A 26,008-nucleotide genomic window follows, 5' to 3' on the forward strand; every position below is an offset into this window, starting at 1 on the left:
GCTACTCGGCACGCAGCGCCGCGAGTTCGGCCGCCACGACGTCGTGTCGGGCGCGATCGTCGGTGGGCGCGTCGAGGGCGACGCGCATCAGGTCGGCGAGGGCCGGAATCTGCGCGGCCCGCAGGCCTTCGGCGACCGCGGCCGCCGTGCCGAAGCGGATCGCCGAGCCCTCGGTGACCGGCGCGGCGTCGAACGGGGTCACCGCCTTGTCGACGATGATGCCGCTGGCCGCCAGGCGGGCCGCGGCCTCGCGGCCGGTGAGTCCGAGCGAGCTGACGTCGACGATGCCCAGATGGGTGTCGGTGCCGCCGCCGACCGGGCGCAGCCCGTGCGCGGCGAGCGCGGCCACGAGGTCGCGCGCGGTGCCCGCCACTTCGCCGGCGTAGGCCTGGAACTCCGGGGTGGCCGACTCGGCGAAGGCCACCGCCTTGGCCCCGACGGCGTGCATCGCCGGGGCACCCTGCAGGAACGGGAAGACTGCGCGATCGAGGGCTTGAGCGTGCTCGCCGCGGGCCAGCAGCAGACCACCGCGCGGTCCGCGGATCACCTTGTTGGTCGCGACGGTCACCACATCGGCGTACGGAACCGGGGAGGCCAGCACACCGCCGGCGACGAGACCCGCCAGGTGCGCGGCGTCGACCCACAGGATGCATTCGGCCTCGTCGGCGATGGCGCGCAGTCGCGGCAGATCCCAGAGGCGGGTGTACGAGGTGCCGCCGACCACCAGGATGCGCGGGCGATGGATCATCGCGAGCTCGTGCAGCTTCTCGTAGTCCACCTGCTCGGTGTCGCGGCGCACGCCGTAGTTCACGACGTTGAACCAGCGTCCGGACGAGTTGGCGCGGGAGCCGTGCGTCTGGTGGCCGCCGTGGCGCAGGCTCAACGAGAGCAGCTGATCGCCCGGTTTGGCGAAGGCGGCCAGCACGGCCAGGTTCGCGAGCACCCAGGACAGCGGCTGCACGTTTACGTATTCGGCGTCGAACAGCGCGCGGGCGCGGGCGCGGGCGAGCTCCTCGACCTCGTCGACCACCGCGCAGCCACCGTGGAAGCGGCGGCCCGGGTAGCCCTCGGCGTACTTGTCCGACAGCACCGACGCCATGGCGGCCCGCACAGCGGGGGTCGCCACCGACTCGGCCGCCAGCAACTGCAGGCCGGAGTCGCGGCGCCGCTGTTCGCGGGCGATCAGCTCGGCCATCGCGGGGTCGGCGGCGGCCAGCGCCCGCTGGTGGTCGGTCAGGTCGGCGTCGGTCATTGCGGTCTCCGCAGGTCGGCCGGATCCACGTCGAGCACTTCGGCGATGGCGTCCACGGACACCGCGCCCTCGCGCAGCACCACGGGATCGGCGCCGGTGAGGTCGACGATGGTGGAGGCCACCGCGTGATCGGCGGGACCGCCGTCGAGGTAGACCGCGACCGAGTCGCCGAGCTGCGCCCGGGCGTCGCCCACGGTGGCGGCCGGTGCGCTGCCGGAGACGTTGGCGCTGGAGACCGCCATCGGTCCCACTTCGCGGAGCACCTCGATGGCGACCGGGTGCAGCGGCATCCGCAGCATCACGGTGCCGTCGGTGTCGCCGAGGTCCCAGGCCAGCGACGGCGCCTGCTCCACCACCAGGCTCAGACCGCCCGGCCAGAACGACTGCACCAGTTCCCGGGCCTGCGGGCTGACGCGCTGCACCAGGCCGTCGACGGTGTGCCACGAGCCCACCAGAACCGGCACCGGCATGTCGCGGCCGCGGTGTTTGGCGGCGAGCAGCGCGCTCACGGCTTCGGAGTCGAAGGCATCGCAGCCCAGGCCGTACAGGGTGTCGGTGGGCAGAACCACCAGTCGGCCGGCCCGCGCGGCGCCGACCGCGGCGTGCAGCCCGGCGGCTCGTTCTTGCGGGTCACTGCAGTCGTAGACGGCGCTCACGGTTTCCATCCTTGCACGGTCGCCGGGTCGGCCCGGCGCGCGGTGACATAACGCGGACGTCCGGCCAGATCGCGGTGACCGACGACCTCGGTGAATCGGCCGTCGGCGACGAATACGTCGACCGTTGCGGCCGCGGTGGTGTCGTCGTGCTCGAGCGCCACCACCCCGCCGGGCCGCAGGCCCTCGGCGAGTAACGGAACGAGTTCGACGATCAGGTCCATGCCGGTCTCGCCGGAGAAGACCGCCTCCGCCGGGTCGTGCGCCACCTCCGGGGACACCGGCGCGGCGGCGGGCACGTACGGCGGGTTGCAGACGATCACGTCGACGACGCCGAGCTCGGCCCACACGTCCGGGTCGGTGACGTCGCCGGCCACCACCCGCACCCGGTCGGCCACCGACGACGGTTGCGCCGCCGCATTGCGCCGCAGGTAGTCGAGCGCCGACGGCGACCGTTCCACCGCGACCATCGCCGCGCGCGGCACCGCGGTCGCGACGGCCAGCGCGAGGGCACCGCTGCCCGAGCAGAGGTCGACCACGCGGACCGCCGCCCCGGGCTCGGCGACGTCGGCGCACGCGCGGGCGGCCCACTCGACGAGCAGTTCGGTCTCCGGGCGCGGGACGAACACTCCCGGCCCCACGGCGAGTTCCACGCCGGCGAACGAGGCCTCGGCGGTCAAGTGCTGCAACGGGATTCGCTCCGCGCGGCGGGCGATGAGGGCGTCGTACGCGGCAGCCTGCGCGGCGGTGGGATCGTCGGCCAGGATCAGCCGCCCCGGCTCGATGCCGAGCACGTGGGCCAGCAACCAGCCGGCGTCGGTGGCCGCGGCATCGATGCCCGCGGTGGCCAGCGCCGCCGCGCCCCGGGCGCGCAGCGCCGTCGCAGAAGGGTTCGAGGCAGAAGGGTTCGAGGCAGAAGGGTTCGAGGCAGAAGGGTTGGCGCCCGAACGATCAGACGGCGAGGTCACTGCTCCTCGAGTCGCGCCTGCTTGTCGGCCTCCACCAGCGCGTCGAGCAGGGCTTCCATCTCCCCGGAGAGCACCGCGTCGAGGTTGTTGGCCTTGAAGCCGATGCGGTGATCGGAGATGCGGTTCTCCGGGAAGTTGTAGGTGCGGATGCGTTCGGAGCGGTCCACGGTGCGGATCTGCGCGGCGCGGCCGGCGGCGGCCTCGGCGGCCTTCTCCTCATCCGCGGCGGCCTGCAGCCGGGCGGCGAGCACCTGCATGGCGCGCGCCTTGTTCTGGATCTGGGAGCGCTCGTTCTGACAGGTCACGACGATGCCGGTGGGCAGGTGCGTCAGGCGCACCGCCGAGTCGGTGGTGTTCACGCCCTGTCCGCCCTTGCCGGAGCTGCGGTACACGTCGACGCGCAGGTCGGAGTCGTCGATCGCGATCTCGGCGACCTCGTCGGGCTCGGGGTAGATGAGCACCCCGGCGGCCGAGGTGTGGATGCGACCCTGCGACTCGGTGACCGGCACGCGCTGCACGCGGTGCACGCCGCCCTCGAACTTCAGGCGGGACCAGACGCCGTCGCGGGACGCCTCGCGCGCCTTGATCGAGAGCGTCGCGTCCTTGTAGCCGCCGAGATCGGATTCGGTGACGCCCAGCACGGTGGCCTTCCAGCCGCGGCGCTCGCAGTACTTCAGGTACATCCGGACCAGGTCGGCGGCGAACAGCGCCGACTCCTCTCCCCCGGCCCCGGACTTCACTTCGAGCACCACGTCGTCGCCGTCGTGCGGATCGCGCGGAGCCAGCAGGTCGGTCAGCGCTGCGTCCAGTTCCGCCACCGTGGCCTCCAGCGCCGGCAGCTCCTCCGCGAAGCTCGGATCCGCTTCGGCGAGTTCGTGCGCGGCCGCCAGATCCTCACGGGCCGCGGCCAGCTTGGTGTACGTGGTCATCACCGGGCCCAGCTCGGCGAACCGTTTGCCGACTCGACGCGCGGTGGCGGGATCGTCGTGCAGCGACGGATCCGAGAGCTGCTGCTCCAGTCCCTGGTACTCGGCGAGGATGTCGTCGATCGCGGTGGCCTGCCTGCTCACGTGTACTGCGCTCCTGAACTCGCCGGTGCGGCGACTCGCGGGATGAAACGTCGAAAAGGGGTACCGGGACGACGAACGACACCCGGATGCGAACGACGCCCGGCCGCCGATCGGTGAAGATCGTGAGCCGGGCGTCGCGGGAAAGCTACTTCTGGCGCTTGCCGTACCGCTTCTCGAAGCGAGCGACGCGGCCGCCGGTGTCGAGGATCTTCTGCTTGCCGGTGTAGAACGGGTGGCACTGCGAGCAGACTTCCACGTTGATCCGGCCGTCCTTGGCGGTGCTGCGGGTCTCGAAGGTGTTGCCGCAACCGCAGACGACGGTGGTCGCCTCGTACTGGGGGTGAATGCCTTGCTTCATGGGGGTCCTTAATGTTCGTGGCCGCCGGGTCATCGGGCACAGAGCGCCGATGTGAACCGGAACCGGACTGACCGGTCGATTATTCCACAGGACGGCGGCGGGTGCTAAATCACACCCGTCGGCGTTAACGCCTCGACCGGTTGCCCGCGACTATTCTAGTAGTGCACCCTTACCCGCCGACGACCCCGGGAGACGCCCTCCGATGACCACGCCCAGCGGCAGTTCCGACCGCCCCGCCCGCAAGACTCGCTGGTCACGGCGCAATCCCTACTCGGCGCGGGTGATCGAGAACAACCTGCTGACGGCGCCGGAGAGCGACAAGGAAGTGCGCCACCTGATCCTCGACATCGCCGACGCCGGACTGGAGTACCAGCCGGGCGACGCTGTCTCGGTGCTTCCGCAGAACGCACCCGAGCTCGTGGCGGCGATCATCGCCCGCCTCGGCGTCCCCGCCGACACCGAGATCACCGACCGCAAGGGCAGCCAGAGCCTGACCGCCGCCCTGACCCACGGTTTCGAGATCACGTCGGTCTCCCCGTACCTGCTGGACCACCTCGCGACGACGCTGCACAACGAGGTCGCCACGGCGCTGCTGGCCGGCGACCGCGCCGATCTCGAGGCGTGGACGCGCGGCCGCGACGTGCTGGATCTGCTGGCGCTGGAACCGGAGTGGTCCCCCACCCCGGAGGCGCTGCTGGCCGAACTGCGGCCGTTGACCGCCCGCACCTACTCCATCTCGTCGGCGCCCAGCGTGCACGACGGCACGCTGCACCTGACGCCGGCGACGGTCCGCCACTACGCCACCGACGAGTGGGGCGCCGGCCGCGACCGCGGCGGAGCCGCCTCCACCTACCTCGCCGACCGCGTGCAGCCCGGCGACAGCGTGGGCGTGTACCTGACCCCGAATAAGAACTTCCGCCTGCCCGAACCGGACACCGACATCATCATGATCGGGCCGGGCACCGGGATCGCCCCGTTCCGCGGCTTCCTGCACGAGCGCGCCCAGGACGGCGGCAGCGGACGCAACTGGCTCTTCCACGGCGCGCGCCACCGGGACCAGGACTTCCTGTACCGCGAGGAGATCTCGAGTCTCCACTCCGACGGCGTGCTCGACCGCCTGGACGTCGCCTTCTCCCGCGAGCAGGAGGAGAAGGTCTACGTCCAGCACCTGATGGACGGCCACGGCGCCGACCTCTACCACTGGCTGCGCGACGGCGCGGTGCTCTACGTGTGCGGCGACGCCACCGAGATGGCGCAGAGCGTCGACGACGCACTGGTGGCGATCATCGTCGCGAACGAGGGCCTGCACGAAGAAGCGGCCCGTGCGCGACTGGAGGAACTCCGCGCGCAGGGCCGCTATCTTCGGGACGTGTACTAGTCCTGTACCGGACTAGTCCTGGTCGGTACTAGTCCTGATCGAGGGATCCGGGTGCGGTCTTCTGCACCTGCATGAGGAACTCGACGTTGTTGCGCGTCTTCTTCAGCTGCGACAGCAGCAGGTCGATGGCCTGCTGGCTGTCCAGGCCGCTCAGGAGACGACGCAGCTTGTGCATGATCGAGAACTCCTCGGGCGAGAGCAGCAGCTCGTCCTTACGCGTACCCGACGGGTTCACGTCGACGGCCGGGAAGATGCGCCGCTCGGAGATCTTGCGGTCGAGCTTGAGCTCGGCGTTGCCGGTGCCCTTGAACTCCTCGAAGATCACCGTGTCGCCGGTGGAGCCGGTCTCGACCATCGCGGTGGCGATGATGGTCAGCGACCCGCCGTTCTCGATGTTGCGGGCGGCGCCCAGGAAACGCTTCGGCGGGTACAGCGCCGTCGAATCCACACCGCCGGACAGGATGCGGCCCGACGCCGGGGAGGCGTTGTTGTAGGCGCGACCGAGGCGGGTGATCGAGTCGAGCAGCACCACGACGTCCTTGCCCTGCTCCACCAGGCGCTTGGCGCGCTCGATGGCCAGTTCGGCGACGGTGGTGTGATCGGACGGCGGCCGGTCGAAGGTGGAGGCGATGACCTCGCCCTTCACCGAGCGCTGCATGTCGGTGACCTCTTCGGGCCGCTCGTCCACCAGCACCACCATGAGGTGGCATTCGGGATTGTTGGTGGTGATTGCGTTGGCGATGTCCTGCAGGATGGTGGTCTTACCGGCCTTGGGCGGCGAGACGATCAGCGCGCGCTGCCCCTTGCCGATCGGCATGATCAGGTCGATCACGCGGGTCGACAGACGCTCCGGCGTGGTCTCCAGACGCAGCCGCTCGTTCGGGTACAGCGGGGTGAGCTTGGCGAAGTCCGGGCGCTTGCGGGCCTGGTCCGGCTCGCCGCCGTTGACCGTGTCCAGCCGCACCATCGGGTTGAACTTCTGCCGCTGGTTGCCCTGCTGCTGCTGGTCAGTGCCCTCGCGCGGCACCTTCACCGCACCGGTGATCGCGTCGCCGCGGCGCAGGCCGTAGCGGCGGACCATGTTCATCGACACGTAGACGTCGTTCGGCCCGGGCAGGTAACCGGAGGTCCGGACGAAAGCGTAGTTGTCGAGCACGTCGAGGATGCCGGCGACGGGTGCGACGACGTCGCCCTCGTTCAGCTGCGGCTCACCCTGGTCGCCACCGCGATCGCGGCCGCGACGGTTGCGCTCGCGCACGCGACGGCCGCGGCGACGACCGCCGCCTTCGCCGTCGTCGTCGGAGTGCTGATCCTGGTTGCGCTGCTGGTGCTGCTGCCCGCCCTGGTTCTGCTGGCCCTGATTCTGCTGGCCACGGTTGCGGTTACCCTGCTGCTCGCCCTGGCTCTTGTCGCCGGCGTTCTTGTCACCCGAGTTCCGGTCGCCCTGGTTGCGGTCGCCCTGGTTGCGGTCGTTCCGGTTGCGCCGGTTGCGGCCGCCCTCGGACGACTGTTCGCCCTGGTCGGCGCCGTCGCCCCTGCCGCGACGCTCGCCGGTCGGGGCGTCGCTCTTGGGTGCATCGTTCTTGGGTGCGTCGCTCTTGGGTGCATCGTTCTTGGGTGCGTCGCTCTTGGGTGCATCACTCTGAGGAGCGTCTGCCTGCGGGGCCTCGGCCTTCGGGGCGTCAGCCTTGGGCGCCTCGGTCTTGGGCGCTGCGGTCTTCGGTGCCTCGGTCTTGGGCGCCTCGGCCTTGGGCGGCTCGGCGGCGGGGGCCGCGGCCTTGCGCGCCGCGCCACCGCTCTGGTGGGTGCGGATGGCGTCGATCAGATCGCCCTTGCGCATGCCCGAGGTGCCTTTGATGCCCAGCTCACCGGCCAGACCGCGCAGCTGCGGCAGCAGCATGGAGCTCAGACCACGCGGGGCGGCGGCGGGGGTGCTCAGGTCCGTATCGGTCACGGATATCCTTTCGTTCCCTACGGCAGACGCCGCGGGGCCCACTGGAAGCAGTGGTATGGAGGTTCTCGATGCTCTGCCGCGGCGAGAAGATGCGACCGGTCCCGTACGTCAGCGGTGTGTTTCCGAGAGAAAGGACGGCCGCGCCGGTGACTCGTGAAGAAGCGAGCGCGAAATTCTGCGCGGCGGAACGGCCCCAGTGTAGCACCATCGACGTCAGGGCAGCGTCGACACACCCTCGCCGATCAGCAGCGGCGTCATGACGAACCCGTGCTCGGCGGCCACCGCTGCGTCGTCGGCATCCAGCTCGGCGGTCCCCAGCACCAGCACCGCGGGACCCGCACCGGACACCGTCGCGGCATGACCGCGGGCCCGTAGCGCGGTGACCAACGCATGCGTGTGCGGCAGGGCCGGAGCGCGATAGTCCTGGTGGAGGCGGTCTTCGGTGGCCGCGAACAGCAGATCCGGATCGTCGGTGAGCGCCACCACGGCCAAGGCCGCGCGGCTGACGTTGAAAACCGCGTCGGCGCGCGGCACGTCGTCGGGCAGCAGGCCGCGGGTCACCGTCGTCGACGATTCGAACTCCGGCACGAACGCCGTCGCCACCACCGCGGGATGCGTGTCGACCCGACGCGCGAAGTAGCCGCCGTCCTCGGTCATCCAGGTGACCACGCCGCCGCCGAGCACGCTGGCCGCGGCATTGTCGGGATGGCCTTCGAACTCGCCGGAGAGCTGCACCAGTTCTGCGTCGGTGAGTCCGGGTCGTCGTCCATCCGCCGCGATCAGTGCCGATGCGGCGGCCAGTCCCCCGACCACCGCTGCGGCTGACGACCCGAGGCCCCGCGAATGGGGAATCACATTGACGCACGTCAGGTGCAGTCCGGCCGCCGAGACGCCGGCGAACTCCAGTCCGCGCGCCACGGCCCGGGCCACCAGGTGGCTGCCGTCGCGCGGCACCTGATCGGCCGCCGCACCGGACACGTTCACCACCACGCCGTCGTCGGTGGTCTCCACCGTGACCTCGTCGTAGATGCCCAGGGCCAGACCGAGACAGTCGAAGCCGGGACCCAGGTTGGCCGACGACGCGGGCACGCGCACACGCACGCGCAGACCGGCGGCCAACGCCAGATCGGTGTCCGGTGCGCCGGCCCGGATCGCGGGAGAAGCACTCATCGGCGGCGTCTACCCCACACCGAGGGCGCTGGCGACGGCGACCGGATCCACCGGAATCGCCTGCACCTGCGGCATGTCCTTGAGCGCCGTGTCCGGGTCCTTCAGTCCGTTGCCGGTCACCGTGCACACCACGAGCGAGCCCGGCTTGACCCAGCCTTCGGCGTGCGCGGCCAACAGACCGGCGACGCTGGCGGCCGAAGCCGGCTCCACGAAGACGCCGACCTTGCCCGCGAGCAGACGGTAGGCCTCGAGCAGCTTCTCGTCGGTGGCGGCGCGGAACTGGCCGTTCGACTCCTCCTTGGCGGCGACGGCCTGGTTCCAGCTGGCCGGCGCACCGATGCGGATGGCGGTGGCGATGGTCTCCGGGTCGCTCACCGGATGGCCGAGGACCAGCGGGGCGGCACCGGCGGCCTGCACGCCGAGCATGCGCGGCAGGGAGTCGATGATGCCGTCGGCGTGGTACTCGCGGTAGCCCTTCCAGTACGCGGTGATGTTGCCCGCGTTGCCGACCGGGAGCGCGTGCACGTCGGGGGCGCGGCCCAGGACGTCGACGATCTCGAAGGAAGCGGTCTTCTGGCCCTCGATGCGGGCCGGGTTCACCGAGTTCACCAGTTCGATCTCGTCGAACTCGGAGGTCACCTTGCGGGCCAGCTCCAGGCAGTCGTCGAAGTTACCCTGCACCTGGATCACCTTGGCGCCGTGCATCACGGCCTGCGCGAGCTTGCCCATGGCGATCTTGCCCTCGGGGATCAGCACGGCGCTGGTGATGCCTGCGCGGGTGGCGTACGCGGCGGCCGAGGCCGACGTGTTGCCGGTGGAGGCGCACAGCACGGCGCGCTTGCCGTTGTTGACGGCCGTGGTGACCGCCATCGTCATGCCGCGGTCCTTGAACGAACCGGTCGGGTTGAGGCCCTCCACCTTCAGGTACACCTCGCACCCGGTGAGTTCGCCCAGGTACGGCGCGTGAATCAGCGGGGTGCCGCCCTCGAGGAGGGTCACGATCTCCCAGTCGTCGCCGACCGGCATTCGATCGCGGTAGGCCTCGATGAGGCCGGGCCAGCCGCGGTGCACGGGGTCGTGGGTCTGCTTAGTCATTGGTTCCCTCCAGGCGGAGCACGCTGGACACCTTGATGACGGAGTCCATTTCTTCAAGTGCGGCAACAGTTTCCGACTGTGCGCGGTCGGTGGCGCGATGCGTGACGACGATCAGGCGCGCGTCTTCGCCGGCGCCCTCCTGGCGCACGGCCGAGATGCTGACGCCCTGCTTGGCGAACTCGCCGGCGACCTGCGCCAGCACGCCCGGCCGGTCGGCGACGCGCATCGACACGTAGTAGCGCGTCTGCGCCTCGTCGATCGACGCGATCGGCAGCGAGGCGTAGGTCGATTCCAGCGGTCCGCGGCCGCCGTTGACGCGGTTGCGCGCGGCCATCACCAGATCGCCCATCACGGCGGCGGCGGTCGGCGCGCCACCGGCGCCCTGGCCGTAGAACATCAGGCGGCCGGCGTTCGCCGACTCCACCACCACGGCGTTGAACGCGCCGTTGACGGTGGCCAGCGGGTGCTCGTTCGGGATCAGCGCCGGGTAGACGCGGGCCGAGATCCGCTCGGTGCCGTCGGCGTCGGTCATCCGCTCGCAGATGGCGAGCAGCTTGACGGTGCAGTCGAACTGGGCGGCGGCTTCCAGGTCGGCGGGCTTGATCGCGGTGATGCCCTCGCGGTACACGTCGTCGGCCGTGACCCGGGTGTGGAAGGCGATCGACGCGAGGATCGCGGCCTTCGCGGCGGCGTCGTAGCCCTCCACGTCGGCGGTCGGATCGGCCTCGGCGTAGCCCAGACGTCCGGCCTCGGCGAGCACCTCGTCGTAGTCGGCGCCGGTCTCGGCCATCTCGGACAGGATGAAGTTGGTGGTGCCGTTGACGATGCCGGCCACGCGGTTCACCGAATCACCGGCCAGCGATTGCGTGAGCGGGCGGATCACCGGGATCGCACCGGCCACCGCGGCTTCGAAGTACAGGTCCACCCGGTGCCGGGCGGCAGCCTCGGAGAGTTCCCCGGCGTGCACGGCCATCAGCGCCTTGTTGGCGGTGATCACCGACTTGCCTGCTTCGAGGGCGGCGCGGATCAGCGTGCGGGCCGGCTCGATGCCGCCGACCAGCTCCACGACGATGTCGACGTCGTCGCGGTCCACCAGGGCCGCCGGATCGGTGGTCAGCAGTGCCGGATCGATACCCGGACGCGCCTTGGCCGCGTCGCGCACCGCGACGCCGCGCACCTGCACCGGGGCGCCGACGCGGGAGCGGATGTCGCCGGAACTCTCGGTGAGGATGCGCACCACCTCGGCACCCACGTTGCCCATGCCCAGAACCGCTACGCCGATCGGGCGTGCGCCGCTGTCACTCATTGCCTACCTCCAGGCTCAGGAAGTCCTCGACACTCTCCCGGCGCAGGATCGCGCGCGAGGTGCCCTCGTTCACCGCGACCACGGCCGGTCGCGGCGCCATGTTGTATCGACTCGACATCGAATAGCAATACGCGCCGGTCGCGCCCACCGCGAGCAGATCGCCGGGCGCCAGGTCCTCGGGCAACCAGCAGTCGCGGATCACGATGTCGCCGCTCTCGCAGTGCTTGCCCACCACGCGGCAGACCACGGCGCTGGCCGTCGACTCGCGCGAGGCCAGACGGACGTCGTACTCGGCGTCGTACAGCACGGTGCGGATGTTGTCGCTCATGCCGCCGTCGACGGAGACGTAACGGCGCACGGTCTTGCCGTCGAGGGCCACGTCCTTGATGGTGCCGACGCGGTACAGGGTGATGCCTGCCGGTCCGGCGATGGCGCGGCCCGGTTCGACGGCGATCAGCGGCATCGGCAGCCCCAGGCGCGTGGATTCGCGTTCGACGATGGCGGCCAGCGCGTCGGCGAGGATCTTGACCGGCGGCGGATCGTCGCTCGGGACGTAGGCGATGCCCAGTCCCCCGCCGAGATCCAGCACTCGGATCTGGCTGGTCTTCTCGACGCCGAACTCGGCGACCACCTCGGCCAGCAGCGACAGCACCCGCTGCGCGGCCAGCTCGAAGCCGTCGATCTCGAAGATCTGCGAGCCGATGTGGCTGTGCAGACCCACCAGGCGCAGGTTCTCGGTGGCGAAGACAGCGCGGATCGCGTCCATCGCCACGCCGCCGGCCAGCGCGAAGCCGAACTTCTGGTCCTCGTGCGCGGTGGAGATGAACTCGTGGGTGTGCGCCTCGACGCCGGGCGTCACGCGCACCAGCACCTCGGCCACCACGCCGCGCTCGCCGGCGAGCCGATCGAGGCGCTCGATCTCGATCATCGAATCGAGGATGATGTGGCCGACGCCGGCGGCCAGCGCCGCGTCGAGCTCGGCCTCGCTCTTGTTGTTGCCGTGCAGCGCGATGTGCTCGGCCGGGAAGCCGGCGTGCAGCGCGATGGCCAGTTCGTCGCCGGTGCACACGTCCAGGGACAGCCCCTCGGACTGCACCCACTTGGCGACCTGCACCGAGAGGAAGGCCTTCGACGCGTAGTGCACGCGGCCGTACGGGCCGAATGCGGCCTGCATGTCGGCGCAGCGCGAGCGGAAGTCGGCCTCGTCGTACACGAACAGCGGGGTGCCGTAGTCCTGCGCGAGCTGATCGACGGTCACCCCGGCGATCTCGAGAACGCCGTCGGCGTTGCGAGAAGCGTTGCGCGGGAAGACATTTGCGGGGATCTCGGCCATCGCCTCGGGAGAGCTCGGCCGTTCCGCGAGATGCGGAGCAGCGAGGATCTCGGCGTGCCGGGGGCCTGCGGGGTGTGCCATGGAGTTCCCTTACATCCGTTCCGGAGCGGTGATGCCGACCAGTTCCATACCGTTGGCGAGGACCTGGCGGGTGGCGGCGCAGAGTGCCAGGCGCGCGGAGTGCACGTCGGTGGCCTCCTCGTCGCCCTGCGGCAGCACGCGGCAGTGCGCGTAGAAACGATGGTACGAGCCGGCCAACGACTCCAGGTAACGCGGAATCCGGTGCGGCTCACGCAGTTCCGCCGCGGTGGACACCACTTCGCCGAAGTCGCCGAGGGTGCGGATCAGCTCGCCCTCGGCCGGTTCGACCAGCAGATCCAGGTGCGACTGATCGGCCTGCAGGCCGTGCTCGGCCGCGTTGCGGGCCAGCGCGCACAGCCGGGCGTGGGCGTACTGCACGTAGTACACCGGGTTGTCCGAGGACTGCTTACGCAGCAGATCGATGTCGATGTCGATGTTGACGTCGATCGACGACCGGATCAGCGCGTAGCGGGCGGCGTCGACGCCGACGGCCTCGACGAGGTCGTCGAGGGTGATGACGGTGCCCGCACGCTTGCTCATCCGGACCGGCTTGCCGTCGCGGACCAGGTTCACCATCTGCCCGATGAGGACCTCGACGTGGTCGGCGTCGTAGCCGAGCGCGGCGGCCGCGGCCTTGAGGCGCACCACGTAGCCGTGGTGATCGGCGCCGAGCATGTAGATGAGGTGGTTGAACCCGCGGTCGTGCTTGTCCTTGAGGTAGGCGATGTCGCCGGCGATGTAGGCGGCGTTGCCGTCGCTCTTGAGGACCACGCGGTCCTTGTCGTCGCCGTAATTGGTGGACCGCAGCCACCACGCGCCGTCGTGCTCGTACAGGTTGTCGCTGGCCTTGAGCTCGGCGATCGCCGCCTCCACCAGGCCGCGGTCGAACATCGAGTTCTCGTGCGTGTACACGTCGAAGACGGTGCCGAAGTCACTCAGGGTGGTCTTGATGTGCGTGAACATCAGGTCCACGCCGATCGACCGGAAGGTCTCCAGGCGCTCGCCCTCGGGCAGTTCCAGCACGTTCGGCACCGCGGCGATCACCTGGTCGGCGATCTCGGAGATGTAGTCGCCGGCGTAGCCGTCCTCGGGGGTCGGCGCACCGGAGGCCGCCGCCTCCAGGGACCGAGCGAAGCGGGTGATCTGCTCGCCGTGGTCGTTGAAGTAGTACTCGCGGGTCACCGCGGCGCCGCGCGCGGCCAGCACGCGACCCAGTGCGTCGCCGACGGCCGCCCAGCGGGTGCCGCCGAGGTGGATGGGCCCGGTCGGGTTGGCCGAGACGAACTCCAGGTTCACCACGGCGTCGGAGAGTTCGTCGCCGCGGCCGTAGGCCTCGCCCTGCTCCAGGATGGTGGCGACGGTGACGTTCTGCGCGGCCGCGGCCAGGCGCAGGTTCACGAACCCGGGACCGGCCAGATCGGCGTCGGCGATGCCGTCGGAAGCGCGCAGCTCCTCCACCAGCCAGCCGGCCAGTTCGCGCGGATTCACACCGGCACGCTTGCCCACCTGCAACGCGATGTTGGTGGCGTAATCGCCGTGCTCAGGGTTGCGCGGACGCTCCACCACCACGGTGTCGGGGATCAGCGAAACGTCCAGTTCGCGCGCGGAGAACACTGCCAGCGTCGCAGTGCGGATCAAAGCTGCCAGATCGGTGGGAGTCACGGCTCCCCATCCTATTGTTTTCCCCCCGCTCGGCGACAATCGGATGCCCGATCAGGACCGACGCGAGTACTCCGACGCCTCGGCGACCAGTTCCGGCGACGGCGTGATCCCGGTGTACAGCGCGAACTGGGCGGCCGCCTGGCCGGCGATCACCGCGTCGCCGCTGATCACCGGCTTGCCCGCGGCCCGGAGTGCACGCACCAGCGGAGTGTCCGGCGGCAGAGCGACCACGTCGAAGCCGGCGCGGGCCGCCTCGATCACCGCCGTGGGGAACGGCAGCTGCTCCGCGGCGTCGCCGCTCATGCCCATCGGCGTGGCGTTCACGAGCAGGTCGGGCCGGTCGTCGTCGGCCAGCGCGCTGCGATAGGCGAAGCCGTAGCGGCCGGCCAGGTCGGTACCGGTCTGCGTGTTCCGCGCCACCACCGTCACCTCGCTGAAACCCGCCTCCCGCAACGCGGCGACCACCGCCTTGGCCATGCCACCGCTACCGGCCACCGCGACCGACCACGAACGATCGAAGTCGGTGTCGGCGAGCAGGTCGGCGACCGCCTGGAAATCGGTGTTGTAGGCGTGCAGCACGCCCGCCTCGTTGACGATGGTGTTCACCGAGTCGATGGCGGCGGCCGACGGTTCGGTCACATCCACCAGCTCCAACACCGCTTCCTTGTAAGGCATGGAGACGGCGGCGCCGCGGATCGGGAGCCCGCGGATTCCGGCGACGGCCGCGGCGATGTCGGTGGGCGCGAACGCCTTGTAGACGTAGTTCAGGCCGAGCGCGTTGTACAGGTAGTTGTGGAAGCGGGTGCCGATGTTCGACGGCCGCGCGGCCAGCGAGACGCACAGGACGGTGTCGCGATCCAGAACACGGGCGTGCGACGACTCAGATGAACTCATGCGTCGAGCCTACGATCTGCCGTGGCATGATCGGGCGCATGCGTGTGAGCGGGTTTCTCGTCGTCATGGTGGCCCTCGGGGTGGTGGGCGTGGTGTGGATGATCGCCGACATCGTCAACCTCGGCTGGGGCGGCGTCCCGGGCAGCACCTACGCCTGCGGCGTCCTCGGCGTCCTCCTGATCGGCTTCGCCATGTACCGCGAGTTCGGCGGCCAGCCGTTGATCTCGTCGGTACCCGGCCACGAGAGCCAGGCCCAGCAGTTCGAGGAGCAGCAGCGTCGCGACGGGCTGCGCTGATCCGATGACCTCCCCCACGATCGCCGAGCAGCTGCTCGACGCCCAGGTGCGCTGGACGCTCGCGCGCCTGACCGGCGACGAAGTCCCCGTCCTGGTGACCGCCGTGGTCGACGATGCCCTGGCCACCGCCGCCGCGGTGACGATCGGCGAGCTCGTCGACCCCGCGGAAGTGAAGACCCTGGCCCGGCTGGCCGCCACCCGCGCACCGGCCAGCTCCGCCGCGACCACGCTCGCCGAGACCGCCGCGCAGATCCTGTCCGACGGCCCCGCCGACGAGTACACGCTCCGCGAACTGATCGACCGCGAGAACGTCGAACGCCTCACCGACGAGATGCTGGCGCTGACCCCCACCCTGGCGAAGGCGCTCGACGACCTGACCAGCAGCCCGCTGGTGGCATCACTGGCTTCGCGTTTCGTCGGCCGCATCGTGAACGACGTCCTGGCCGGCAACCGCGCGGTGGCCGAGCGCATCCCCGGGGTCGGTTCCCTGATGAATCTGGGCACTTCGGTGGCGGGCAAGGCGATCGGCAAGACCGGCGAGCAGTTCGAGCAGCTGTTCGGCGACACCGCCGCCAAGGGCGCCGAGTTCGCCATGAGCCGCCTGAACAAGATCATCATCGCCACCCTCGACGACCCGCAGACCCGCACCGCGGTCCTCGAGGTGTTCGACCTGTACGCCGACCGCCCCGCCGGTCACGGCGAGCGCCTGCTGCCGCACGACGACGCCCTGCGCGTGGCCGGCCTGGGCCAGGACCTCGCCATCACCGCCGCCGCGAGCGCCCCGGTGCTGGCGCTGCTGGACGCCTTCGTCGACGGCTTCTTCGCGACCTACGCCGATCATCCGGCGGCGGTGCTGATCGAAGACATCGACCTCACCCGCGACGACCTCGTCGAACGAGCCGTGGCGATGGCACCGCGCCTGCTGGCGGCCGCCGCCGCCAGCGGCGAGCTGGAGAGGGTCGTCACCGAGCACCTCGCGCCGTTCTACGCCTCGCCAGAAGTCGCCGCCATCCTGGGTGCGCAGGTTTAGCGAAACCGCTTTCGGGGTACCCGGGTCACATGGCTGCCAACAACACCCACCCGAATCCGAACGCGCGTGCCCCGGCCGATCCCCCGCGCCCCGATCCCCCGCGCCCCGATCCACCGATGACGCCCGGGCGACGCGACGTCGAGAAGCGCTGGGGCGATCCCGCCGGGTACCGCGGGCCGATGCTCTACGCGGTCCTCGTGGTGGTGATCGCGATGGTCTTCCTGCTGCTGTTCGCGCTGCTCGACGGCATGCTCGCCATGGCGGTGGCGGTACCGGCCACCTTCCTGATCGGCGGCCTGGGCGCCCTCGGTCTGGGCATGTCGACGTATATGCGACGTCGTTCCTGGGTCGGCTGGGAGGGCGCTGCCTGGTTCCTGCTCGTCCTCATGCTCGTCGCGCTGCCACTCCCCGCAATGGCACTCTGACCGGATCCAGCCCCGCGCCGATCGAACCCGACCCGGCTCACGCGGGCGGGTTGATGGTCCGCGCGCTGGCGACGTAGCCGACGATCGGGCTCACGCGCAGTTCCACATGGGCGTCCACCGCCAGGTCCCGGCGGGTTCGCGCGCTGCGGATCGTCCATCGCTGTGGGCCGTCCGGCGTGTGGCAGACCAGTTCGTAGCGGGAACGACGACGGTCGAGCCCGGAGTCGCGGCGCTCGAAGATCGCCTCCTGGACGATGCCCGGCAGGACGTCGCCCATCCGGCGTTCGCGGATGCTCACCACGCGCCCGGTCACTCGACGGCGCAGCACCAGATCGAGGACGCCGATCACCACCTGTGCGGCGCCGAGCAGCACCGGCACCATCGCGACGACGATCAACGCCGTCCCCCAGCCGGTCGGTGCGGTGGGTTCCAATCCCACCGTTGCAGCGTCGGCGTCCGACAGCCGATCGCCGCTGCGCAGCCGCCATCCGATCCAGACGATCGCCGCACCGACGGCCAACTTGATCAGACCCCGCAGCACCAGGCCCCCGGGGGCGCGCCCGCTCCAGGGCCGGAGGGACACCCCCGCTCGATGCGACCATTGCTCGACCGGACCGAACGACATGACTGCTCACCCTGCCTTCGCTGTATCGCGACCATACCGAGGAACTGTCAATATGGGGTGAATGTCCACTTTAACGGCCCACGGTGGATCCGGCTTGGACGCAGCTTCCGCCCAGTGCGCAGGGGGCAACCGCAGACTGACCCTGGCGGTCAGGCTGCGGGGTGGTGCGGGGCGCCGGAGTGACCCTCGTGGCCGTGGTGGTCGGCCGGATCGGCGTGATCGTCGTCGGTGCTGGCGCGGGCCCGGTGCGGCGCGAACTGTTCGGGGTGGAACACGGGGTTGACCTGCCACGCGCCGCCGCGGCCGGCGGGGCGCCACGCGACGCGCCCGGCGCGGGCGCCGCGGTCGAGGATGACCGACTCCCACTGGCCCCACCTGTCGCCGGAGCTGCGATTATGGCGGCCGCAGGCGCCGCCGAGGTGGTCGATGTCGGTGAGTCCGCCACGCGACCAGTCGGGCATGTGGTGCGCCTCGGTCCGCACGAACGGCACCGAGCAGCCCGGCCCGGTGCAGCCGCGGTCGCGCGCGAACAGCGCGAGGCGCTGGGCCAGGCTCGCGAACCGACGGGCGCGCCCCAGGTACAGGCACTGCCCGGTGGCCGCGGAGAACACGGCGAGGTGGGGTACGGCGTCGGCGGCCAGCTTCACCAGATCGGAGATCGGCAGGCGTGCGCCGGTGGCGGTCCACGCGATCCCGGCCTGCCGGGCCAGATCCTCGTCGGTCACCGTCACCACCACCTGCGACGGGATGCGGTCGGGCGCGGGCTGACCGGCCAGCGCGAGCGCCCATTCGCAGAGCGCCTCGAGCGCATCGTGTTGGCGTTGGCCGATGGTGCGGTCGTCCCGGGCCGCGGCGGCAGCCAGTACGGCGGGGTCCAGGCCGGGCTGATCGGCGGCGCCGCGCGGGGATTCCGGGTCGTCGGGGTTGTTCATGCCGGCCGCCGCCCACTGGTGCAGCACCACTTCGAGCTTCGCGCGCAGCGTCGGAGTGAGCAGCGCCCGCACCTTGCTCATCATCTGCCGGTTCTGCGGCTGCAGGTGGAAGCCGCGTTGACGGCGACGTTCGCGGTCGTCGGCGAGCGTCCCGTCGGGGTCGAGCCAGGCGAGGATGCGGTTGCCGACCGCCACCAGCGCACCCGGATCCAGTTCCCGGGCTGCCGCGGCCAGCATCGTTTCGGCTTGCGCCCGATCGTCGGGCGCGATGCGGCTGGGCAGCCGCTCCATCGCCTCGGCGATCACCGACACGTGCTCGGCGCCGATCTCGCCCTCGGCCACCGCTGCGGCGGTATCGGGCAGTGCGGGCTCCAGCTTCTCCCCCGTCATCGCGGTGAAGCGCGCGATGCCGGTGGCGGTGACCTTGCGTCGACGGGCTTCTCCGTCGCCGAGGCGGACCCCGCGGGCGTACAGCGAGTGGACCGACATGAATCCGGCGGTCGAGTCGACGTCGCGGTCGGAGACCTCCAGATACAGCGCGGCGTCGAAGACCTCGCCCCGCCGGCGGGTCTGTTCGCGCAGCTCCAAGACGTCGAGCAGTTCGGATTCCGCGTGGCCGGACAGCGCGCCCGACAGGCTCGCGGTCGCCAGCCACTTCTCCGCTTCGTCGTGAACGGCCAGCAATTGGGCGACGGAGAGTTCGGAGAGGACGCGCCGCAACCCAGCGCCGTCGAACCCGGGGCCATCGAACCCAGCGTCGTTACTCGCGAATCCGTTCACGGCGATCCCTCCTTCCTTTCTTCTCATCAATGTAACGGCCACCTACGACAATTCATCACCCGCATTCGGAGGGGAATTCCACGACACCCACAAACGCCGGCCACCCACCGATAATCGCTCAGAATGTACCGCACCTATCGGACACGATCCGCCTCGCAATAATCTCCGGTAACCCACACCGTTACCCCTAAACATCCAGTTCATAACCCACTGAGGACATTTTCAGAGTATCCCGAACCACCGACATGAAACACTCGCCGACTACGCCGAGGCACCTCATCCGATAACTTGCAATTGCGCACTAATTGCCCAACTAATTATAGGTACCCATACCGACAGTAAAGGTGCCCCGCAGGCAATTCGCCAGCGAGATGTCGGCGACGAAGAATATTCCGTGTTTAAGGCCCTTGCGAGCGGGGTACTCCCCTACTGCTATGCCCTCGTGGACGACGGGAGACCTCTCCTCGAGGAGTCCAGCTCGAGGAGAACTGCTCGAGCACGCCAGAAGGAAGGACGACCTCGGCATGACCACCGCTCCCCGCCCCCGCCATAACGAGCCGACACCGGGCATGGACGCCCGTCGGCGCGCTGAGCCCCGCGCCGGTCGACGTTCCCAGAGTCGCCGCCTGCCCGCCGACGTAGTGCGCCCCGCCAAGACGGCGGGTGCCCTCGGGTTCGTTCTGCTGCTGGCCACGCTGGGCCTGGTCGGTGCGACCATCGCGGCCAGTGTCGCCGACTGGGTGCTGTGGCCGTGGGTGCTGGCCACGGTCGTCGTCGGCGTCGGCGCACTTCTCTGCCTGGCCGTCAGCCGGATGACACTGACCGCGCATGCCGGTAGCGACCGGGCCGAACACGACCCGCTCGTCCCCGAGGTGACCTCTGAGGAGGCCGCCGAGTACGAGCGCCACCATCCGCACCCCGGAACGGACGACCGCCGATGATCACCCCGGAGGTCGCACGCAGTTCCTCGACGCCGATCGAACCGACGCTCGTCTACCAACCGCAGGCGGACACGCAACTGCTGATCGACGCGCTCGACGACTGCAGCCCAGCCGGTCTGCGGGTACTCGACTTGTGCACCGGTTCGGGCGCCGTGGCCGCCGCAGCGGCCACCCGCGGCGCCGCCGAGGTGGTGGCCGTCGACCTGTGCCCCCATGCGGTTCGTGCTGCCGCGGCGCTGGCACCCGAGGGCGTGCGCTGGTCGGCGGTGCGCGCCGACGTGGGGGACTTCGCCGACGCCAACCGCTTCGACCTGGTGACCTGCAATCCCCCGTACGTGCCGGCGCCGGATGCGCCGGACGAATGCCCGTCCGTCGTCGGCCCCGCCCACGCGTGGGACGCCGGGCCAGACGGCCGCGCCGTGCTGGACCGGCTCTGCGCGCGCGCCGAAGAGCTTCTGCGTCCGGGGGGTCGTTTGCTCCTGGTGCAGTCTGCCCTCGCCGCTCCGTACCGGACCCGCGAGTTGCTGGAGGCGCGCGGCTTCCGGACCAGCGTGGTGCGACGTCGGCGGGTGGAGTTCGGCCCCGTTCTGCGCGCGCGGCGGGACTGGTTGGTCACCCAGGGCCTGATGCACGCGCACGAGGCGAGCGAGACCCTGACGGTGCTGCTGGCCGAACATGCACCGGGGCTGCCGTGATGTCGGGGCCCGAGCCGGGTCCGGCCGCCCCGCGGATCCGCCTGATCCGCGGCGGTCCGGTGATCGTCGACGGTCCGATCGACATCGACCACGACGGCGAGACGGTGCACTGCGATCGGTTCCGCGTCGCGCTATGCGCATGCGGCCGGTCCAAGATCAAACCGTTCTGCGACACCAGTCACCGGCGGACCCGACGCCGGTGACTGGCCTCGCCGGAATCGTCACCTCTGCCCCACCCCGGCTCATCGCTGCATGACGAAGGCTCCGTCGTTCCACGCATTCCGGAATGCTGCCTCCAGCCGATCTTCCACCAACAGGAACGCACGAATCCCGGCCACCACGTCGGCTTCGGTCTCGGGTTCGACGGCCAGCAGCCCGGCGACCACCTCGTGCCGCATCACCTGCTCGTGCACGGCGTCGGCCTCCACGTGCTCGCGGTAGAAGCCGATCGCCTCCGGCGGCGCCCCGAGCCTTTCCAGCCCTTCGACAAGGCGCGCGGAGCCCGGCGAGGAGGTGACCTCGGTGGCCGCGAAATGCCCCACCGCGGCACCGATCCGACTGCCGCGCAGTCCCAGCGCGGTCATCAGCGTGACCGGAGCGAGCACCGCCGCCGGTGCGGCAGCGAGGTAGCCGAGATAGCTCGCGTCCAAGCCGGAGGCGGAGAGCAGATTCGCGTACAGCACCTGGTGCACACGTGCGGGACGGCCGCCGCCGTACTCGTCGAATTCAACCGCCACGAACGGGGCCTTCGCCGCGGGTGGCAGCCGCGGAATCACCCACGCATGCGGATCGGCCTCCTTCAGGTGGTACAACGAGCGCGCGGCGAAGTAGTCGGCGAACTGCTCGGGGGTGCCGACGGTCCGCAGATGTTCGGCCGTGCCATCGTCTCCGCTGGAACGCAGAAGCGCGTCGAACTCGTCGTCGACCGAGCCCGCGCCCTGTGCCCCGGACTCGGCATCCACGGCCGCGAGGAAGCGGTCTTCGAGCGCCCGCCGAAAGGCGACGATCTCCGGCTCCCACTCACGGTCGGGCACCCCACCCGTCAGATCGGTCCCGTAATGTAGTTCCTGGCAGAGCAGCAACGCGAGCTGCAGGTCGTCACCCCACGGATCAGCGTGCTCGACGGACTCGCGCCGGTCCGACAGCGGGGCCCGGTCACGCAACGCCGCGAGGATCGACGCCGACAGCAGCCCGCGCGCCGGCGGCAGCTCCGCTCGGCGAAACGCCGCCGGCACCGCCGGATCGAGACCGGGTGGGGATACAGAACTCACAGTCGAGGCCATTTCGTCGATTACCCCGCCACCACAGCTCTCAAACCGGCCGTTGGCCCGGCGTACGTGATTGCCGACGGCCCGCGGTGGGTACCGCTCCAGCGTCGGCAGATACGGCCCCCGGCGAAGAAAGGTTACAGCTGATGTCTCGAACACGCTCGATCGCGGCGCGAGCGGCCGACACTGTCGTCGGCGCGCGGGCGGCCGCCCGACGGGCCCGCGCATTCCACCCCGACGGAGTCCTCTGCCGGGGCACCGCCGTCATCGACGGCAACGGCCTACCGTTGGCCTCGGGGCCGGTGCTGGTGCGCATCTCCAAGGCGCTGGGCGCGCCGCTGGCTCTCCCGGACCTGGTCGGTATCGCGATCCGCTTCCCCACACCGACCACATCGACGGCAGACCCCGGGGTGTGGGATGTGCTGATGGCCGGTCCGGTCCGGGAATGTCGACGGATTCCGCTCCCGTTCCCCGCAACGTCCTGGCGGCACATCGAGGTCTCGACACTCACGTGTCTGACCTACCGGGGAGCACGCTGGACACTGGCCGGTCGCCTGCGTCCCGGTTCGGTGCCGGTCGGTCTTCGTCTGCGGGCACTGGCCGACGGTGTCGCCGCCGGCGAGGGGCGGGTGGAACTGTTCCTGCGCCGAGACGACGGTCCGTTCTCCCGCATCGGCGACGTGCGGCTCGAGCCGCCCGTCGAGGACGCCGAGACGAGTTTCGATCCGGTCGGCAACCGGCCGGCCGACGTCGACTAATGGCCTACCTGGGTCGATCGCCTCCGGGAACACACCTACCGAGCCAGCCGGTCGGCACGCGCCGCACGAACCGGCGGCACGCGGTCAGCGCTCACTCCTGCGCGCTCAACGCGGCCGAGTCGTTCGGTTCGGTGGTGAACGGCGCGAGGACCACGTTATCGAACGCCCGGCGCAGGTCATCGGGGATGGTCAGGCCGGTGCGCGCATCGGCGACGAGGCTTCGGCACACGTCGCGGAGCTTCCTGTTCTCCTCCTGGGACCGCCAACGGAGCACGTCGAACGCCCGGTCGCCGGAGACGCCGTACATCAGCATCAGCATCCCTTTGGCTTGCTCGATCACCGCGCGATTCTCCCGGAACTCGTCGATCTGCCTGTTCACCTCGGCGCGCGCCGGCTCGTCGTCGATCACCGCGAAATCGGCGGCATCGGAATCGAGGGATTCCAGCGGTCCGAGGGGTCCGGGCTCGAGGGCGTCGAGCTCCAGATAGAAGCCGAGGCAACCGACCACCCGACCGGTCCGGTCGGAGGAGGTGCGCCCGACCACCACGACCTCGTGGGTCCGACCGTCCCGGTCGACGATGCGGTGATGGCTGGAGAACGGCGCGCGGCTGCGGCGCATGGCGGCCATCAACTCGTCGAAGGCCAGGCGATCGTCCGGGTGCTTGTGCCGACGTAGCAGTTCGGTGGTCGGCACCGCTTCGTCCGGCCGATAGCCGTGCAGCGCGGCCACCCGGTCCGACCACTCCCAGCGGTCGTCGTCGAACCAGTAACGGAACGTGCCGAGACTGTCAGCGGTCGGTGCCGCCGTGCCCGATCGATCGTCCGACGAGGGATCTCCTGCAGAGGGTGCCAACCCGGTATTGCCGCCCATGCTCCGACAATAACCCGAGCGGACATCCGGTGTGAGCACCCCTCCCCTGCCCGATCCCCACCGATCAGGTCGCCGCGGTCAGTTCCGCACGCAGTCGGCTGAGCGTCTGACGCAGACGGCGCGAGACGTGCATCTGGGAGCAGCCGATCGTCTCCGCGATCTCCCGCTGCGACTTGCAGTCGTAGAAGCGCAGACCCAGGATGCGGCGGTCCCGCGGGGACAGACCGCGGACCACCGGGTCCAGCACCAGGACGTCGTCGACCTCCTCGAAACCGGGGTCGCGCTCGCCGAGGCGTTCGGTGAGCGCGGGGACCTCACCCCCTGCGGTGCCGACGGCGTCCAGCGAGACCGCCGCGCCGCAGGCGCAGTCGTCCATCGCCTTGCGGACCGCCGACGGCGTGGTCTGCAGGCGCTCGGCCAGCGCCTCGTCCGACGGGTCTCCCTGCTGTTCCTGCGCCAGTTCCTCGCGAGCGATCTTCACCTGGTCGTACAGCTCCCGCGATCGCCGGGGGACCCGGATGGTCGGCGCCCGGTCCCGGAAGTGACGCCGCACCTCGCCCATGACGGTGGGCACCGCGAACGACAGCAGGTTGGAACCGGCGCGGGGGTCGAAACGGTCGATGGCCTGGATCAACCCCATACGTGCCACCTGGTGCAGGTCGTCGTAGGGTTCTCCGCGCCCGCTGAAGCGGCGTGCGATGTGTTCGGCGAGTGGCAGACACTCGACGATCGCCTGCTCCCGCAGTCGTGCGCAGTGCCTGTCGCGTCCGCCGCATTCGGCGCGCTCGGTCAACAGTGCCGTCGCATGGGCGTACTGCTCGTTCTCGGTGCTCGCGGTCTGCTCGGAAGCGGCAGTCCGCTCGGTGATGGTGGCAGTGATCATGAGCCGTGACTCCTTCCCGCACCGGGCGCCTCGCCGAAGCACTGGCACCGCCCGCATCGACTCCGTCTCACGCGGGGTGTGCGGGACTGCGGCTGTGGGGGGGTGACGACGGGCGGTCGCGAACAAGCACCGCTGGTTACGTCGTCGGGGAACCGGCTACAGGCTGAACCGGTGCTTTCGCACGCTACCGAGAACCGACCCTCGCGGCAACCGTTTCGGCCGAATCTACACCCAGTGGTACTCACCCGGGCAGGGTCTCCCCGCCGACCGGTGCCAGCACCTGACCGGTGTAGTACGAGGAGTACTGGTCGGAGGCAAGGAACACGTACGACGGCGCGATCTCGTCCGGTTCGGCCGCCCGACCCATCGGCGCCTGCTCCCCGAAGTCCCGTACTTGATCGGCCGGCAGCGTGGCCGGGATCAGCGGAGTCCACACCGGGCCCGGTGCCACGCAATTGACGCGGATCTCCCGGTCCATCAGCGCCTGCGCCAACGAGTACGTGAGGACGTGCACCGCGCCCTTGGTCGCCGCGTAGTCGATGAGCTGCTTGTTGCCGCGCAACCCGTTGATCGAGCCGGTGTTGATCACCGTGCCGCCGGGGGTGAGATAGGGCAACGCGGCGACGGTGGTGTGGAAGAAGCTGTCGACGTTGACGCGGAAGGTGCGATCCCACTGCTCCGCGGTCAGCTCCGAGAGATCGGCGACCGGCGCTTGAAAGGCCACGTTGTTCACCAGGACGTCCAATCCCCCGAATGCGGCCACCGTCCGTTCGACGGCGGCCCGGCACCGCTGCGGGTCGGCCAGATCCCCGCGCACGGCGACGGCGCTGCGACCGGCCTGTTCGATCAATTCGACGGTGTACGCCGCATCGTCGTCCTCGGCCTCGGAGAGGTACGCGATCGCCACGTCGGCCCCCTCTTTGGCGAAGGCGACGGCGACCGCACGCCCGATCCCGGAATCGCCGCCGGTGATCAGTGCCCGTCGGCCGCGGAGCAGATCGCGCCCCTCGTAGTCACTCATGCTGTCGCGCGGTGGCTCGGGCATGTCGGCGGTGCTGCCGGGATAGTCGATGGTGGTGCCCGGGTGCTCCCCCGACGAGGCTGCTGCCGACTTCTCTGGGTTGCTCATGGTCGTGGGTGCCCCGAACACCACGTCGTCAAACGTCTGCCGATGCCTCCGGGGCGCGGCTGGGGCGGGTCGCAGACACAGATATCACTGGTCAGGACCGCGAACGGTCCTGACCAGTGATATCTCGGTGCCCCCCGCAGGATTCGAACCTGCGACCTTCTGCTCCGGAGGCAGACGCTCTATCCCCTGAGCTAGGGGGGC

Annotated in this window: 26 protein-coding genes and 1 tRNA gene; 8 read left to right on the forward strand and 19 right to left on the reverse strand. The window is 70.2% G+C overall.

Features of this window, described 5'->3' with window-relative positions; all coding sequences use genetic code 11:
- Position 1: 1 nt before the first annotated feature.
- The 5 genes from ABD989_RS08850 to rpmE all read right to left on the reverse strand — a co-directional run bounded on the left by ABD989_RS08850 (position 2) and on the right by rpmE (position 4,301).
- Positions 2 to 1,252 carry a serine hydroxymethyltransferase gene (locus tag ABD989_RS08850; protein WP_246995036.1) on the reverse strand — a complete coding sequence of 417 codons (1,251 nt, stop codon included), beginning with the start codon at positions 1,250 to 1,252 and terminating at the stop codon, positions 2 to 4.
- Complete coding sequence (locus ABD989_RS08855; RefSeq protein ID WP_345313208.1) at positions 1,249 to 1,908, reverse strand: L-threonylcarbamoyladenylate synthase; 660 nt, start codon at positions 1,906 to 1,908, stop codon at positions 1,249 to 1,251. The genes ABD989_RS08850 and ABD989_RS08855 overlap by 4 nt, the downstream gene beginning before the upstream one ends.
- Positions 1,905 to 2,780, reverse strand: coding sequence for a peptide chain release factor N(5)-glutamine methyltransferase (gene prmC, locus ABD989_RS08860; RefSeq protein ID WP_246997003.1), 876 nt, complete (start codon positions 2,778 to 2,780; stop codon positions 1,905 to 1,907). Before prmC ends, ABD989_RS08855 begins: the two co-directional genes overlap by 4 nt.
- A gap of 89 nt (positions 2,781 to 2,869) precedes the next feature.
- Positions 2,870 to 3,943: a peptide chain release factor 1 gene (gene prfA, locus ABD989_RS08865; RefSeq protein WP_345313209.1), complete on the reverse strand. Its 1,074-nt coding sequence runs from the start codon at positions 3,941 to 3,943 to the stop codon at positions 2,870 to 2,872.
- Positions 3,944 to 4,088: 145 nt separating this feature from the next.
- Complete coding sequence (gene rpmE / locus ABD989_RS08870) at positions 4,089 to 4,301, reverse strand: 50S ribosomal protein L31 (protein ID WP_246995030.1); 213 nt, start codon at positions 4,299 to 4,301, stop codon at positions 4,089 to 4,091.
- Positions 4,302 to 4,503: 202 nt separating this feature from the next.
- Between rpmE and ABD989_RS08875 the strand changes: the two genes are divergently transcribed.
- On the forward strand, positions 4,504 to 5,679 hold the full coding sequence (locus ABD989_RS08875) for a diflavin oxidoreductase (protein WP_345313210.1): 1,176 nt from the start codon (positions 4,504 to 4,506) through the stop codon (positions 5,677 to 5,679).
- A 28-nt stretch (positions 5,680 to 5,707) separates the two neighbouring features.
- On the opposite strand, the gene rho is transcribed toward ABD989_RS08875, so the two are convergent.
- The 7 genes from rho to ABD989_RS08910 all read right to left on the reverse strand — a co-directional run bounded on the left by rho (position 5,708) and on the right by ABD989_RS08910 (position 15,174).
- Entirely contained in the window at positions 5,708 to 7,633 is a 1,926-nt protein-coding gene (gene rho, locus ABD989_RS08880) for a transcription termination factor Rho (RefSeq protein ID WP_425556506.1), read from the reverse strand.
- A 213-nt stretch (positions 7,634 to 7,846) separates the two neighbouring features.
- On the reverse strand, positions 7,847 to 8,803 hold the full coding sequence (gene thrB / locus ABD989_RS08885; protein WP_246995026.1) for a homoserine kinase: 957 nt from the start codon (positions 8,801 to 8,803) through the stop codon (positions 7,847 to 7,849).
- A 9-nt stretch (positions 8,804 to 8,812) separates the two neighbouring features.
- The gene (gene thrC / locus ABD989_RS08890) at positions 8,813 to 9,898 is read right to left on the reverse strand and encodes a threonine synthase (protein WP_345313211.1); all 1,086 of its coding nucleotides are present in this window, start codon (positions 9,896 to 9,898) and stop codon (positions 8,813 to 8,815) included.
- The gene (locus tag ABD989_RS08895; protein ID WP_345313212.1) at positions 9,891 to 11,204 is read right to left on the reverse strand and encodes a homoserine dehydrogenase; all 1,314 of its coding nucleotides are present in this window, start codon (positions 11,202 to 11,204) and stop codon (positions 9,891 to 9,893) included. The genes thrC and ABD989_RS08895 overlap by 8 nt, the downstream gene beginning before the upstream one ends.
- Entirely contained in the window at positions 11,197 to 12,618 is a 1,422-nt protein-coding gene (gene lysA, locus ABD989_RS08900; RefSeq protein ID WP_246995021.1) for a diaminopimelate decarboxylase, read from the reverse strand. Before lysA ends, ABD989_RS08895 begins: the two co-directional genes overlap by 8 nt.
- Before the next feature lie 9 nt (positions 12,619 to 12,627).
- Positions 12,628 to 14,280 carry an arginine--tRNA ligase gene (gene argS / locus ABD989_RS08905; protein WP_246995019.1) on the reverse strand — a complete coding sequence of 551 codons (1,653 nt, stop codon included), beginning with the start codon at positions 14,278 to 14,280 and terminating at the stop codon, positions 12,628 to 12,630.
- Between the two features lie 51 nt (positions 14,281 to 14,331).
- Positions 14,332 to 15,174, reverse strand: a complete 843-nt coding sequence (locus tag ABD989_RS08910; protein WP_345313213.1) for a shikimate 5-dehydrogenase — start codon at positions 15,172 to 15,174, stop codon at positions 14,332 to 14,334.
- Between the two features lie 38 nt (positions 15,175 to 15,212).
- Between ABD989_RS08910 and ABD989_RS08915 the strand changes: the two genes are divergently transcribed.
- The 3 genes from ABD989_RS08915 to ABD989_RS08925 are packed head-to-tail and all read left to right on the forward strand — an operon-like array spanning position 15,213 to position 16,925.
- Positions 15,213 to 15,470 (forward strand): hypothetical protein, encoded by a 258-nt coding sequence (locus tag ABD989_RS08915; RefSeq protein ID WP_246995015.1) that lies wholly within the window; start codon positions 15,213 to 15,215, stop codon positions 15,468 to 15,470.
- A gap of 4 nt (positions 15,471 to 15,474) precedes the next feature.
- Positions 15,475 to 16,500: a hypothetical protein gene (locus tag ABD989_RS08920; protein ID WP_345313214.1), complete on the forward strand. Its 1,026-nt coding sequence runs from the start codon at positions 15,475 to 15,477 to the stop codon at positions 16,498 to 16,500.
- A 29-nt stretch (positions 16,501 to 16,529) separates the two neighbouring features.
- On the forward strand, positions 16,530 to 16,925 hold the full coding sequence (locus ABD989_RS08925; RefSeq protein ID WP_345313215.1) for a hypothetical protein: 396 nt from the start codon (positions 16,530 to 16,532) through the stop codon (positions 16,923 to 16,925).
- Positions 16,926 to 16,962: 37 nt separating this feature from the next.
- On the opposite strand, the gene ABD989_RS08930 is transcribed toward ABD989_RS08925, so the two are convergent.
- Positions 16,963 to 17,550 carry a hypothetical protein gene (locus tag ABD989_RS08930; RefSeq protein ID WP_345313216.1) on the reverse strand — a complete coding sequence of 196 codons (588 nt, stop codon included), beginning with the start codon at positions 17,548 to 17,550 and terminating at the stop codon, positions 16,963 to 16,965.
- Positions 17,551 to 17,699: 149 nt separating this feature from the next.
- Complete coding sequence (locus ABD989_RS08935) at positions 17,700 to 19,262, reverse strand: HNH endonuclease signature motif containing protein (protein WP_345313217.1); 1,563 nt, start codon at positions 19,260 to 19,262, stop codon at positions 17,700 to 17,702.
- Positions 19,263 to 19,786: 524 nt separating this feature from the next.
- Between ABD989_RS08935 and ABD989_RS08940 the strand changes: the two genes are divergently transcribed.
- The 3 genes from ABD989_RS08940 to ABD989_RS08950 are packed head-to-tail and all read left to right on the forward strand — an operon-like array spanning position 19,787 to position 21,101.
- A complete protein-coding gene (locus tag ABD989_RS08940) occupies positions 19,787 to 20,203 on the forward strand; it encodes an MFS transporter (RefSeq protein ID WP_345313218.1) in 417 nt (138 codons plus the stop codon).
- A complete protein-coding gene (locus tag ABD989_RS08945) occupies positions 20,200 to 20,898 on the forward strand; it encodes a HemK2/MTQ2 family protein methyltransferase (protein WP_345313219.1) in 699 nt (232 codons plus the stop codon). The genes ABD989_RS08940 and ABD989_RS08945 overlap by 4 nt, the downstream gene beginning before the upstream one ends.
- Complete coding sequence (locus tag ABD989_RS08950; protein ID WP_345313220.1) at positions 20,898 to 21,101, forward strand: CDGSH iron-sulfur domain-containing protein; 204 nt, start codon at positions 20,898 to 20,900, stop codon at positions 21,099 to 21,101. The genes ABD989_RS08945 and ABD989_RS08950 overlap by 1 nt, the downstream gene beginning before the upstream one ends.
- A gap of 39 nt (positions 21,102 to 21,140) precedes the next feature.
- Here the strand turns inward: ABD989_RS08950 and ABD989_RS08955 are convergent, their stop codons facing one another.
- Complete coding sequence (locus tag ABD989_RS08955; RefSeq protein WP_425556507.1) at positions 21,141 to 22,181, reverse strand: iron-containing redox enzyme family protein; 1,041 nt, start codon at positions 22,179 to 22,181, stop codon at positions 21,141 to 21,143.
- Between the two features lie 131 nt (positions 22,182 to 22,312).
- Between ABD989_RS08955 and ABD989_RS08960 the strand changes: the two genes are divergently transcribed.
- Complete coding sequence (locus tag ABD989_RS08960; RefSeq protein ID WP_345313222.1) at positions 22,313 to 22,924, forward strand: hypothetical protein; 612 nt, start codon at positions 22,313 to 22,315, stop codon at positions 22,922 to 22,924.
- Between the two features lie 91 nt (positions 22,925 to 23,015).
- Here the strand turns inward: ABD989_RS08960 and ABD989_RS08965 are convergent, their stop codons facing one another.
- The 4 genes from ABD989_RS08965 to ABD989_RS08980 form a co-directional block, all read right to left on the reverse strand.
- Complete coding sequence (locus ABD989_RS08965; protein WP_345313223.1) at positions 23,016 to 23,795, reverse strand: PAS and ANTAR domain-containing protein; 780 nt, start codon at positions 23,793 to 23,795, stop codon at positions 23,016 to 23,018.
- A gap of 64 nt (positions 23,796 to 23,859) precedes the next feature.
- Positions 23,860 to 24,678 (reverse strand): SigB/SigF/SigG family RNA polymerase sigma factor, encoded by an 819-nt coding sequence (locus tag ABD989_RS08970; protein ID WP_345313224.1) that lies wholly within the window; start codon positions 24,676 to 24,678, stop codon positions 23,860 to 23,862.
- A 241-nt stretch (positions 24,679 to 24,919) separates the two neighbouring features.
- A complete protein-coding gene (locus ABD989_RS08975; protein ID WP_345313225.1) occupies positions 24,920 to 25,807 on the reverse strand; it encodes an SDR family oxidoreductase in 888 nt (295 codons plus the stop codon).
- Positions 25,808 to 25,935: 128 nt separating this feature from the next.
- Positions 25,936 to 26,008, reverse strand: a tRNA-Arg gene (locus ABD989_RS08980).

The sequence above is a fragment of the Gordonia alkaliphila genome, from assembly GCF_039542465.1.
Taxonomy (GTDB): Bacteria; Actinomycetota; Actinomycetes; order Mycobacteriales; family Mycobacteriaceae; genus Gordonia; species Gordonia alkaliphila.